The sequence below is a fragment of the Bacillus sp. FSL K6-0073 genome, from assembly GCF_038006085.1.
Classification (GTDB): Bacteria; Bacillota; Bacilli; order Bacillales; family Bacillaceae_G; genus Bacillus_A; species Bacillus_A cereus.
In genome coordinates, this window is sequence record NZ_JBBOUN010000004.1 from 109624 (window position 1) to 123580 (window position 13957).

The following is a 13957-nucleotide window of genomic DNA, read 5'->3' on the forward strand; positions in this document are numbered from 1 at the left end:
CGACATCCAATAGCAAAGCCTAATGGATTTTCATCTACATTACTAAAATGAGCTTCATATTCTTTCATATCAAGATTGAGCTTTCTTCCGTTTTCTTACCGCAAATACAGCTCCAATTAAGCCAAGTACGACACATGCAAGACCGATCCATTTTATGTATGGATTTTCAGCTTTACCGCCTGTTGTCGGAAGATACGTTTCGATTTTCTTTGGTGTTTGTTCTAGTTGTGGTTTCATAACTATCTGTTGTGGTTTCTCTAGTTGTGAAATGACAGGATTTTCGGTTACTTTTGGTTGTTCCGATACCTGCGGTTGCGGTGCTTCTGTTTGCTCTGGTTTTTGTGACTTTTGTGGCTTTTGTGGTTGTTCTGATTGTGGTCTCTGGTTTAGGCGGTGTCGATTCCTTTTAATCCTTCACTGTATGCTTAATAAATTCAGACATTATATTTTAAAAAATAATTATAAAATTGTACCTTTTATAGATTGTTCATTTACAATATAAATGTATGATTATTTTTCATGAAAATAATTCATTCCAACTTTGCTCGATAATATGTTGCCAAAAAAAGCTTTTCAACTGGTTCTCCCAAAAAATCCGATATACTTTTTGCTCGACTAGAAATTAAACCCTTTCTACCCGACTCAACATCATACAATGTACTTACTGGAATTTTAGAACCTTTTGAAACCTCATTAATCGTATAGCCTTTTGACTCACGAAATTCTCTTAAAACTGTCAAGTGCCTCACCCCCTATATACAGTTTATTAGTCCTTAAGCCTAAAGTCAACATCTAAAGTTCTCATTTTTAACACCTTTAGTGTTAATTACTTTCGGAAATCTTATGTTACTATGCAAAATTATAAAATTGGAGTGATAAATAAAATGACAATTGATGAAAATATTGTTGGGAAAAATATAAAAAAATTAAGGGCTATAAAAGGAGTAAGCCGAAAAGAAATGGCCGAAGATTTAAATACTACATATAGAACTGTATCTAGTTGGGAAACTGGAGAAAAAACACCACGCTTAAATAAATTAGAGGAAATTGCTACTTATTTAAATGTCAGTGTCTCTTCTTTATTAAAAAAAGAAATTCCGGATGAAGATCTCTTAAAAAGTATTAAAGGTGAAGATCCAGTTGAGCGTTTAGCCAGATTACTCTATGAACGATACATGGGTGTACCAGATAAACATAAACCCCGTATTGAAGAAGAATTATTAAAATATGCTAGCCAATTAAAAGCGCAAGTTGAACAAGAGGAATAAGGTATCTCCTACTCCTCTTGTTCATAGCTCGCACATAACTCCACAATTTCACTAAAAGTTTGTAAATCAATTGTTTTTACAATCTCCAATAATTCATTTACACTTAATCCCATTCTCCCCATTGTTGCCCCTCCCTTTTTTGCTTTTATATTGTGAAAAATAATACAAAAATTTCATAATTCCCCGTCTAGGGATTTATAAAACAGTTTATAAAATCACAAAAGACACCGTTCAAAACGATGTCTTTTGTAAAATATATATTTTAAATAAAATACGGAAAAATTATCCACCGCCGCCGGGATCGACCATCATTCTATACACCATATACTGATTCCCAGAACTTTTAGCTTTTTGGGAGTACTGTTGTGTTTCCATTTTACCTAGTGAACTATTCACTAGGGTTAATAACAGTATAGCGGCTACTATTAATACATATAACTTTTTCACCATTTTTTCACCATCCCTTGACAACTAAATTATATTTTCTGCATATTCATCATATATTACTTCAGCAAATTTTACATACAGAAAATCATTATTTACTTTAAACATATCAATAGACTGTTTAATTAAATGTATATCTTGTTTAGCCATTCCCAAGTAACACGTTTGAAGTGGTGTTAACATTTTTCTTTTTGATCTAATTTCTTCAAGTATATTTATCGCTTGTTGATATTTTCCCTTTTTAATTAAAAACAAAGCGTATTCAGCTGGGTGTAATCTATCGAAATCAATTTTATTTAGATCTTTCCACCAAAAGATTCTAATGAAGTTAATATCATTTAGAGCTATATTGTATTTTAAACTACCTTTAGCGCCTTTCAATACATTTAACGCTTCTCGAAAGAAATATAAAGATTTTTTATAGTCAGAAAACATAAGGTTTTCTCCACTCCTAATGTTCAACAAAGCTTCCATAACAGGGAAGAAATCAATATCCTTATAAGTTCTTAATTCACCATTTTCTATTACAAATTGTAGAGAGTTATTTTTTCTTAATATTGAATAACTCCAAAGTTCTTTTACCCAAAATCCGTATAAACTCTTTAAGAAAGTATTGGTTACTAATTTATCATCTCTAATATTCTTCTCGACTCTTTCTTTATAACCTTGCATTAATCCAAAATCACCTAAATCACAAAGAATTAACATACTGAGTATATCACAAAAGATTTCTACATCAGCATTAGAATTTCTAGCTTTTTGGATATTCAAGTACACTTCTCTGACATTTTTACCTTTCAAACGATCAATATATAAATTAAATATATCTGCAAATCGTCTCATTTCTAAATCCTTGCTCTCTTTACATATTCCAGCGAGATATTCAATTAATAATACGTGATCGTTTAAATGACCAAGGGCAAATGCAACTTTAACATTTATGTTCAATCTATCCTCTAAAGTACCTAAATAATCAATTATTTTTTGTTCTTGTTTATCCTTATCATTTGTAAAAATCACATAGACAATTTTTGCAAATGTATATACAGATATTTCTTTATCCCTGTTAATCCAATTAGAGATAGTAGATTTAGCAACTCCAATTTCTTTTGCAAGATCGGTATATGTTTTGTTTTTAGAAGATAAATAATTATCAATTTCCCTAGATAACTTCTTCATGTATTTTCACCTCGTCTTTTTTCGCGAATATTCAGAAATGTACATATAAGTAAGAAAATTATACCACAGTACCTAGAAACAAATTCTTGCTCAATTGTTAAGTGAATATTCTGATATTTTTTATGAAAATAAATGTGAAATACTTCTATTTTTGCACCAATTCTTCAAATGTGAACTTAGAGTGTTGATATTATGTACATACAGTTGTAAAATGAAAATAAATTACCTATGAACGAAAGTTTTTCAGAAAACAAAAAAAATAAAACCCCACCGTCCAGTTTTTAATTGGCTTCTAGTTTGGCGACCGGAACCAATTAAAAACTTCTATGATAGGGTTTTAATTCACACTATAAATATATGTGTTTTTCTTTAGTATCATACTTGATATTAAAATTATATCATAATGCATATACAATGTGAATATAAAACCTCAGTTTTTCCTTTTTATTTGCGGTGGAAAAATAGGAGGTTTTTTCAGTGTTGTTGCGAAACTTTTTGCTTAGTCGAGCAAAAGCGGAACTAAGTCCCCACATCCATCACTTATCCAAAACTCCTGGAGCTATCAATCAAGCAATCAAGAAAATAACTTCTTATATTGATGGTGTTGTCCTAGAGTGTGAAGGTGCTACCACTAAAGATTATCTTACCAAAAGGAAATACGAAGCTTTAGAGACTGTTTTATCTTATTTAGTACAAGAAGGCTATAGTCAAGTTAGACAAGAACACATTAGCAAAAAATCTGGAATTTCAAAACCTATTATTAATTACATTTTTAATTGGCTGCAAGATTTAGGAGTATGTCAACAAATAAAGGTAAGACGGCACGGAAAGATTGCCCCCTCTGTTTACATCTTAACAATACATAATAATTATTTAAAAATCGTTGAATATTTCAAGATAAAATGGGCTGTAGCAATTGATGTTTGTGCTACTTTTACTAGATTTTTAAAGAACAAAATTAGTAAAAAGTCTAATGTGACAGATCTTGAATTTATGCAAAAAAACAATTTTAAACCTTCACCTTCCTTAGATTTTTTCGGCATTGAAGAGCAATCAAAACCTGCTGTTAATCATGAGGAACAAGGAAAAAATAATAGATTACAAGACTTAAATGATTATTTGAGTGAAGATCAGAAAAAAGCGTATTACTACATTTTGAGTCAAGAGCTAACATACCTATCTGAAAATGATGCATACACAATTGCTTTAAGATTGCCACCGGATATTGATCGCTACATACGATGGGATTTTGAAGAATGTGTGCAATGGTTCCAGTTTAATAAAGCTGAAAACAGTAATCCTGCACATTTCATAAAAATGCTTAATCAAAAATCTAAACAAAATCAAAATCGTAGAAAACGTAATGCACAAAATACAAGCTCACTCTTAGATACAAATAATAGTCATACACTTGTTTTTTATAATTTTTTAGAAGAGCACAATTAAAATCAAAAAAATCTAATTACAAATAGCCTTGCTGAAAAAAACATATACAGCAAGGCTATTTGTAATGACTTCCTTTAGTTCTCTATAGCCTTATTAATCTTCAATAAAATAACTTCAAAAATAATATCCATTTTCTATGGATTATAATTATTTTTCTTTTAATTCAACTAAAAAAATTACACCTTATGAATATAATATATTCAATTATTTACTAAACTATTTACTTAGAAATTTACTAAGTATAAATCTCTAATACCTTGATACACTAAACATCACAAGCCAAAAATCAATTCTAATGTTTATATTTATTTTAATTTCTAAAACAAGATTTATTAAATATAGTACTTTGCATCTTTTTGTAACTTTTTAGGGAAGCTTAGCATACCTTCTAAAGGATTCCCTAATTTTTTATTTAATTTGGCATAACTTACTTCTTAAACAATTGGTTAGACTATGATTCTACCAGTTGAGTGGAATCAATAGCCAGTTGTTATTCATCAATCTTGTTTAATAGTATTTGATTAATTTGTTCTAATTTGTCTATGTGCTTTAAAAGTTAAAAGCTTCGTATTCATGGATTTCCACTCTTTAAAATGTATAATAACTTGTTTCATACATTGTCTTAACAACTGATTTCATTATACAAGTTTCTTCGTCCCCCTCTTCCACTACTGTACAATCTACATTTTGTTCCAACATCTGTTCTATTAATTTTAACGACTCTTGAAATTTTTCATGCTAATCATTATTTGATAGAGTAAAATTAACGAGACGAAATTTCATTTTAATATATTTATAGCTTTCACTTTTTTTAAACAAGATTTATTTACTGTAAGTATCAACAAAATAACATTAAATTTTCCCTTATACTTTTTCTTTCAATTTATTTTAATTACAATTACCCTTCTCAAATTAATAAACTTCTAGATTTATTGCCCCCTTTCCCTCTCCCTATATACATCTACATCTCATATCAAATTATTAGTGTATATTATTCAGAAATCTGGTCCATACTAATACAAATGAAACCCAAAATTATGTTTTTTTAACAATAACTATTTAATATTTAAACAACACATTTTAACTCCGAATAATCCTCATTACTTTTCACTTACAAAAATAACCCCGTTTGAGATTCAAAACCAAACAAATAATATCAGTACCTTTTTAAAATCCAAGTAATACATACTATGCAAGCTTCAATACAACAATAAACGCTACTTTAACGCATAGCGTTCACATATAAATGAAGTTTTCTCTTTGCATTTTAGACATTTGTAATTAACAAATAGTACTTAATTGCTAATTCTATTAATGAAAGCTTTGATTCTATTGCAAATATCTAGTAAAATTCTTATATCAGCAACAAACTTCTAATATTAATAGTTAGTTTTAAAATAATTTCCTACTTACATTAATGTTGTATAAATACTTGTTCACTTCCAACAATGAACGCTATTAGAACGAATAGCGTTTATTATTGAAAAAACATTAACGCTCGATGTATAGACTGACTTAATATATAAGTATGTATACAAACAAACTGATATGAGTACAAATGATTAGATGGCTGCCTATAAAATTTTTACTCTTAAAGGAAAGATCTTTTCAAGAACGAATCAATATCTAATACACAAATAATGGAGGTGTGAAGTTTGGAATATGGATATTTTGCACAAGAAGTAGCAAAACAACTAGATATAAACACCAATACACTTCGCAGATGGTCAATTGAACTAGAAAAAATGGAATATATATTTGAAAGAAATGAGCGTAATCAACGAATTTACTATGAGAATGATATAGATATCTTAAAGCAAATGAAAGAATACTTAAATCAAAACTGGAAACTAGAAGAAGCTGCAACAAGAAGCATGGAAAACACTGAAGAGAACGCTCAGAAAACGGATAGCGTTCATGAGGAAAATGAAGTTCAAGTAACGCTCAGAAAACGTTCAGAAACAGATATTTTGATGATTCAAGAAAAATTTTCTTACATGTTTGAGCAACAAGATAAAATTGTACAGCAGAACCAAGATATCATTAAACTATTATTACAGGAACGCTCAGAAAAAGAAGACAAGGATTTACAGATTCAGTTATTACAAGAAAAACTGGATAAAGCAATTGAACTATTGAATGAAGACCGCCAAGAACAGCAAGATAACACCAAAAAAACGTTCATTCAACGTTTTTTTAATCGAAATTAAATCAGATATACGTTTTTTATCCAATACATATCTAATTGAGTAAAAAAATTTTTTATAATATGTTTTTTATTTCTTGTTTAATTTTGAGAATGTACTTTTTTATCGTTTTCTGACAGAATACTCCTTCCTCAAGCATGTGAAGTGGACTAACTCAACGGTAGGTGGGAGATGAATGTCAGTAGGCGTAAGCCTACATTTTTTTGTATACTGTAGATATCCTATAACAAAGTGGGGTGCAACCGATGTTAGTAAATAAAGCATATAAATTTCGAATCTATCCGAATAAAAAACAAGAAATAGTAATTGCTAAAACGATTGGTTGCAGTCGTTTTGTATTTAGCCATTTTCTCGCTCGGTGGAATGATACTTATAAAAAAGCAGGAAAAGGGTTAACCTATCTTTCTTGCTCTGCCGAGCTTACTCAATTAAAGAAGCAACAGGATACGATCTGGCTAAAAGAAGTAGATAGTATCGCTCTTCAATCCACATTAAAAAACCTCGCAGATGCTTTTTCACGTTTTTTCAAGAAACAGAATGATATGCCACGATTCAAGTCTAAAAAGAATAAAGTTCAATCCTACATAACCAAGCAAACAAACGCAAATATTGCAATTACAGGCAATAAAATAAAATTGCCTTATTCGCTTTGCCAAAAGTCGTGAAGTAGAAGGTCGTATTCTACATGCGACGATTCGACGTAACCAAAGTGGTAAATACTTTGTATCTATCCTCGTCGAAACAGGGGTACAAAAAATGCCTAAAACGGAATCCACTTGTGGAATTGACGTTGGACTAAAAGATTTTGCCATTCTTTCTGATGGTACTACATATAAGAACCCTACATTCTTCCGTATATTAGAAGAAAAGTTAGCGAAAGCACAGCGTATTCTTTCTAGAAGAACAAAAGGTTCTTCCAATTGGCATAAACAACGTGTGAAAGTTGCACGAATCCATGAACATGTGGCAAATGCAAGAGCTGATTACTTACATAAACTTTCTGCTGAAATCATCAAAAAGCACGATGTCATTGGTAAAGAATACGTACGATTCAGTGGCATGCTCAAAAATACTTGCAAAAGCTCTTGGTCACAATTTCAAACACTGTTGGAATATAAAGCAAATTGGTATGGCAAACAATTAGTTGTATTATCTAAAACATTTGCTTCTCGTCAATTATGTTCCAATTGTAACTACAAAAACAAAGATGCTAAAAATCTAACCATTCTTGAGTGGGATTGTCCTTATTGTGGCACACATTATGATAGAGATCGTAACACAGTGTTCAACCATAGAAATGAATCAATTTCTCTCTTAACCTTAGGAACTATGGGAATAGCCTACTGAATTAGAAAGCGTTAGGTTTCTGTACTTAAGGATCCCTCACTTCAAACGGTCCGCGAAGATGTTAAGTGCTGAGTGGTTCAACATATTTTGGTTAAATGAATTCCAAGATAACCACAGTTACATATCTTATTGGACCTTTCTTATGGATTCCAAAAACACTCTATATTGCTAATATCAACATGTTAATCCTATTTTCTAAAATTACTTAAGTGTATTCTTTGCCGATTTTTAGGGAGGATTGACTAATCCTCTAATTCCTCAACTACATAATAAACCCTCTATAGGAAACCACATGCTTTTTCTAGTATTCTTTAATTCATTTTGCCAGATTAGATTTTTTATATACATTGCCATTAATTGCTGCATTCATTATTACTAAATCCTATGCGTTCACCATTTACAAAACGTTAAATTAACGTTTTGTAAGCGCTCATTTCGTTTTTTCTTATTGTATTAAACTACTTGCCATCTAATATCCTTACAGATCGTTTCGGATTCAAGACACTAAACACAGAAAATCTTCTATTCTCTAATTTGTTAGGCCGCTATCACATAGTTCCTTGGCCTTTTAGACGAATCACATTGCTCTTATAATTTAAATCTTTGCTACTAAGATATTTGCAACATGAAGAACACGCCCATTAATGTCTATGTTTCCGTAATCATACTTCGAACATCGTCAGCTAACATCAACTACTTTTTTTCATACCACTTCGCTTTAAATACTTCATGACATATAGCATTGTGAAGCTCTATGCTTCATTTAGTCAGGATCGTTATTATAACGTTCATTAGTTATTACAACATAGAAACCTACAACTTTATTATCGAACTATTAATTGATACACTTGTTATCATTTTTATATATTGCTTTAGCATAAATTGCGTCCTTTAAACAACTCAGAGTATTGATATTAAAGGGATAGACGCTGAAATAACGGGTAGCGTTCACATTGAAAACCACTAAAATAACACTCGATTACATTTAAGTTGAAGACAATTTCAGCACAACCACAACTACATATTTTTTTGTCCTTTCTTATGGATCCAAAAGATATTCCATATATTTCCAGCCTGATTTAATATATTTGTCAGATTGTATTTGTTATATGAAGTGTAGCATTCAATTAAGATAAATCTTAAGATCTGTAATAATAAAGCAGCATTATACAATCGCAGCATTCATTATTACTAATTCATAAGACTTATGAACACTGTTTAATAAAACATATCGATCCTAAAATCACATAATACGTTTAGATGTAAATATATCTTAACGTATTATATTAATGAAGGGAATTTCTTTTAAACGCTATGCGTTCACATTTCGCAAAGCGTTAAATTAACGTTTCTCAAGCGCTCATCTGTTTTATTTCTTCCTATTGTATTAAACATCTTGCGCCTTAAACAGTCTGTAAGAATGTTTAAGGCGCAAGATCCACTAAGTAAACTTCTTAGTTTGTTAGGTGACTATTCTCGTAATTTCTATGCTTTATAAATGAACCACTTCGTTTTTATGATTCAAACTTGTACTAATACCTTTGTAATAATGTGTGTTATAAGAAGGACACTCTCATTAACATCTATAACACGGCAAAACTTAGGGCATTTTTTAAAATATGCCCTTGGAAGATTATTCTTTGCCTCTAGCAAGTTGTTTCCTGTTTAAAGAATTTAATACGATATAATTTTACTACATTTAGTTGGAATTGTTGTTATAATATTCAGTACTAATTATAGAACACCTTATATATTTTAGATTGCTTTTATCATATAAATGGAACACAACATCATTTATATACTTATTTTATTAATTGATACGCCTGTTATGAGTAACGCACTTTAAACAACTCCTAACGTTGTAGTTAAAGGGTTAGTCGGTAAAATAACGGATAGCGTTCACGTGAAAATTATCACTAAAATAACACTTCGATAACGTTTGAATTGTAAAAGAATCCTGATTCCTTAAAATTATTAATCTTAACCTTTATAGATTAATAATTTTAATTTGTAACGTCTTCGATTTGGTGACATCATTTAAAAACATAGTTGCTTAAAAGTAATATTCTCAAAATTATTACAAAGTACTTCTTCCTCAAAAATTTGAAGGTGGGCGACGCATACAGATTGTCTTGTTACCATATACTTGTACAGATTACTTTTTTATTAGAATGTTGGTTGCAGAAAACTCATTGCAATTGTAAAACATTCAACGTTCTATCGTCCCACACTTGACGAAATTAAGAAATCCAAGATAAAGCCGTAATCTAATAAATTAAATGGGTCGCAACATTGTTAAGTGGGCGTAGTTCAATATTAATAGTATTCTCATATTAAATACATCCTATACAAAAGAATAGTTAGTAGTGTTAAAAATATATTTTGATAGCAACATGACCGTTTTTATAACGTTCATGAACCCGCAATTTATGATAGAAATTTCAACTACATCCGTAAATCTATATTACATTTTTTTTATAACTATATTGTACAGCTGTGAAATGAAATAAATTGATTTGTTTTTTTAGTTAATCCTAGATTAATATATCTATTATGATATATACCTAAAAGCAAGAAATTTATTCGCAAAACCTCTTAAATGAGTGATTAGAAACACGAGATCACATACAACTATAACTTTCTCCTCATTCCATTTCGCTTTGAGTTTCAACATTACTGAAAATTGTATCTAAGATACTTCAAAAATTATTGCCTTCTTTATGCTACATATGCCAGTTTTCAGAATCCTTCGTTCTTCTGAAAAGAGTGCGCCTTGCTTTTGCTAGCTATTTTCTACTGTCCGAACGAATTTAGTTTTTTTATAACTAGAAAAATTCTTTAATTCCTAATCACATATCATTTCCAACAGAAGTACAAACTTTCATTAATTCTTTTATATACCGTCTAACAGTTGTACTAAATCATGACCTTCGCAAACTACGTTCTACTATAGATATTTTTGTTTGATCACCTATTATAACGATATTTCCATTCGTTTGTTTTTTGTGGAAGATTTTGTTTTATTTGGACTAGAGTCATTCATTTCAAAAAAACATATGCCTACGTCTACCGTACTCCCCTCGGAACTAAGGTTGATACTCCAGATCTTCATATGTTTAAGAAAAGAATTTCCTATTAAATTGTAATCATATTATCTCTTAGCCAAGGCTTCTGCTCTACCAATCAAAAACATCGAATTAATTACTATATACATATGCCACTAAAAATTGATTCAAGAACGCCCCATCACCAAATAACAACGCCTAAATAACACTTCTAAAACGTTCATAAAATAAGACTTTTACATTTACTTCAACTTAAGAAACTTAAATATGTACTCCGAGAAGAATATACGATGATATAAAATTTTTGTTAAAGAATTTGGTATCTTACCATACAAATTTAGAGTTAATTTCAAAATTAAAACAAGAGCAATACAGATTATTCATTGTCTATTTAAATATCTTACTTTTAAACTTTAAACCAGCATTCCTGCGATTAGTATAATTGATTCTCCGTGAACGCATAGCGTTCACGGAGAATCAATTACTACCTTCCTACTAAAAAACAGTACAAGTACACAAGGCGAACAACACCCTAAATATATACCCAATCCAAAATCTTATTATATTAGTGCTTCAGAAAGAAGTTTTACTTTTTAAAGTATGTTACCAATGGATTCTCTAAAAACAACTTTTAGGCATAGCTTTATATTGCTACTATGATCTAAGCAAGTATATAGAAACTACTTTGATATCTATCTCATTATTTATATAGAAATATTTAAATTGAAATTCTTTACAACATATACCAAACTACTTTTCTATATCGAGCTCGAAAATAAAATTTATAGGTTTTATCACTTCGTAAACTATTTTTTCTTTAAAATTAACTTTAAACACTGCTATTACAATGTTTAACGCTTTAAAAACGCATAGTGTTCATCTGCTAAGTTCGCCACATAAACACCATAATAACGTTTATTTAGCAAATATATATGAATCTGTAATTAATCCTGTTCAATTTTTATATTCAAATCAAATTTCATAGATTCTCTATTCTTTTAAAGGAGTGCTGCAGATTCAAATAGAACATATACAACAAAATACATATTGTAACTTGATATGTAGAGGGTTAATTTGCATACTACTTTTTTAGTCTTTTAGTTATAGTTATCATCAAAATAGCCAAAAACAAACTTATATAATAAAGATCTCAGTTTAAAACCGTCTTTCAATGCGTTACTACACCAAAAAACATCTAATCTTCCAATCTCATTTCTTTTATCAGCTATTTGTTTATAAAAAACATTGAAATCGTTGATATGAAAGGGTTTAACGCATTAATAACGCCTAGCGTTCACATAATATCAAACACCGAAATAACACCTTTATAACGTTTATTCGGCTAACCATTTTAACTATTCAAGTATGTATAAGTCATATTCGTAATTAATCTTATTTGCTTTCTAATTTTCTTCCTCCTGATTAAAATGTATACCTCATTCCACTAGATATCCCTTTGATTCCCAAAATATATCATCAATAGTCTATCCGTAAACCATAGAAACAACATGATATTTTAAAAGGCATCTTCGACAAACGTATTCCTCCCACCAATAACGCCTTTTATATTTTATAAATATTTAAAAGATATCTAATATATATATCTAAAAATACAAAGGATCAGAAATATCCCGAAATAACCCAACCCATCTCGATTTATTATCTAATTTATATTTATTTTATATCTGTTTTATATTTTAATTATATTTTTTTATTCATAAACCTTATAAAACCCTTGTTGTTAAAGGTTTTATAGGTTATAATATATTTATTAGATATAAATTAGAAATAAATTTCATAGAGGTGATGTATAATGGCAAGTTTAAAAGGCAAAACTCTTCATATAGACATAGAAGGTGATATTGGGAACGATTCATTTAAAGGTTACATCAATGGTGAATACATAAAAATGAAAAATGTATATCAAAGTGTTTACTCAATGCCTAATGTTACAGAGACAAACATCCAAAAAAACGTAGTTAATTTAGTAGATAATATGTTCGTGAATATTGCTAGTAAATCAATTCGAAGATCCGGGATGTATTTCATTGGAAATCGTGCTATGTTAACAGGTAAAAATCCTAAAAACATGAACATTAAAGTCGGTCAAAAATACAATGATGATTTACCACTAATTAATATGCTAGGATTAATCGCAAACAAATCAGTTCAACTTGAATGGGAACGAACAGAACAACTGCCACAATCAATTAATGTGACTGTTGACCTTATTTCAGCTATCCCAGCAAGCCAATGGACACCCGTAAACGCTAAACATTTAGAACAACGTTTTACTAATTCAAATCATGTTGTAGTGGTTTATGTAGGAGAAGAGCAGGTAACGGTTAGCTTAACATTTAATAGTGCAAACATTACACAAGAGGGTGTTCCTCCGTTATTTGCAATTCTTGAAGGGGAAGAGGAGATGTTTACTGATTTCACTAAACTATATGCAAAAAAACTTGAAATCAAAAAAATTGACGGCTCCTTCTTTAAAAACAAAAAGATTTTACATTCTGATATTGGGGATGGAACAACTGAGTATATCTATACAGTTGGCGTGAACCCTGTAATTGATGCTTGTAGCGGTGAAAGACGTGGTGTCGGTCATGCTACAGAAGAAGCTGTAAAATTATTAAATCAAGAACGTGGCACAAACATTAAACGCCAACAATTCTCTCAGATTCTTCAAGATATAGATCATAAATACCATGAAGAGGCAACAACCCACTTTAATATTACAAAAGTGGAACAAGCTGAACTAATCCTAGAAGATACAGATGAAAAATATGTAAACAATACAGCCAGTGAAGCTGAAGTTTTATGTGTGTATGGTGGGGGAAGTATTACTTTTAAAGATGAATTATATAATCAATTATTAGAGTATTGTGAGCGAGTTGGAATGTACTTATTGTGGATTCCAGAGAAATACGCTGTAGATATGAATGCTAAGGGGATGCAAATTATCAAGAAAATTCTTTCTCGAAAAAAGGTGAAATAG

7 protein-coding genes and 2 pseudogenes are annotated in these 13957 nt (G+C 30.1%); 5 read left to right on the plus strand and 4 right to left on the minus strand.

What is annotated here, in order from left to right:
• Positions 1–69: 69 nt before the first annotated feature.
• Together MHB52_RS34685 and MHB52_RS34690 are read right to left on the minus strand one after the other, a co-directional pair.
• Positions 70–436, minus strand: a pseudogene (locus MHB52_RS34685) (LPXTG cell wall anchor domain-containing protein); the annotation flags it as partial.
• A gap of 94 nt (positions 437–530) precedes the next feature.
• Entirely contained in the window at positions 531–740 is a 210-nt protein-coding gene (locus MHB52_RS34690; protein ID WP_000217388.1) for a helix-turn-helix domain-containing protein, read from the minus strand.
• A gap of 144 nt (positions 741–884) precedes the next feature.
• Here MHB52_RS34690 and MHB52_RS34695 point away from each other — a divergent pair, with 144 nt between their 5' ends.
• Entirely contained in the window at positions 885–1268 is a 384-nt protein-coding gene (locus MHB52_RS34695) for a helix-turn-helix domain-containing protein (protein WP_061664915.1), read from the plus strand.
• Between the two features lie 282 nt (positions 1269–1550).
• Here MHB52_RS34695 and MHB52_RS34700 read toward each other — a convergent pair whose 3' ends face one another.
• Entirely contained in the window at positions 1551–1718 is a 168-nt protein-coding gene (locus tag MHB52_RS34700) for a hypothetical protein (protein WP_172797045.1), read from the minus strand.
• A 21-nt stretch (positions 1719–1739) separates the two neighbouring features.
• Positions 1740–2891, minus strand: a complete 1152-nt coding sequence (locus tag MHB52_RS34705; protein WP_061664914.1) for an AimR family lysis-lysogeny pheromone receptor — start codon at positions 2889–2891, stop codon at positions 1740–1742.
• Positions 2892–3368: 477 nt separating this feature from the next.
• Here MHB52_RS34705 and MHB52_RS34710 point away from each other — a divergent pair, with 477 nt between their 5' ends.
• The 4 genes and pseudogenes from MHB52_RS34710 to MHB52_RS34725 all read left to right on the plus strand — a co-directional run bounded on the left by MHB52_RS34710 (position 3369) and on the right by MHB52_RS34725 (position 13957).
• Positions 3369–4337: a hypothetical protein gene (locus MHB52_RS34710; protein WP_061664913.1), complete on the plus strand. Its 969-nt coding sequence runs from the start codon at positions 3369–3371 to the stop codon at positions 4335–4337.
• A 1655-nt stretch (positions 4338–5992) separates the two neighbouring features.
• The gene (locus tag MHB52_RS34715) at positions 5993–6547 is read left to right on the plus strand and encodes a MerR family transcriptional regulator (protein WP_002090348.1); all 555 of its coding nucleotides are present in this window, start codon (positions 5993–5995) and stop codon (positions 6545–6547) included.
• Between the two features lie 242 nt (positions 6548–6789).
• Positions 6790–7891, plus strand: a pseudogene (gene tnpB, locus MHB52_RS34720) (IS200/IS605 family element RNA-guided endonuclease TnpB).
• Between the two features lie 4878 nt (positions 7892–12769).
• The gene (locus tag MHB52_RS34725; protein WP_000157618.1) at positions 12770–13957 is read left to right on the plus strand and encodes a ParM/StbA family protein; all 1188 of its coding nucleotides are present in this window, start codon (positions 12770–12772) and stop codon (positions 13955–13957) included.

Excerpts from the sequence above, each read along its gene's own strand:
- MHB52_RS34695 (WP_061664915.1), top strand. The coding sequence starts at position 885 with ATGACAATTGATGAAAATATTGTTGGGAAAAATATAAAAAAATTAAGG.
- MHB52_RS34700 (WP_172797045.1), bottom strand. The coding sequence starts at position 1,718 with ATGGTGAAAAAGTTATATGTATTAATAGTAGCCGCTATACTGTTATTA.
- MHB52_RS34705 (WP_061664914.1), bottom strand. The coding sequence starts at position 2,891 with ATGAAGAAGTTATCTAGGGAAATTGATAATTATTTATCTTCTAAAAAC.
- MHB52_RS34725 (WP_000157618.1), top strand. The coding sequence starts at position 12,770 with ATGGCAAGTTTAAAAGGCAAAACTCTTCATATAGACATAGAAGGTGAT.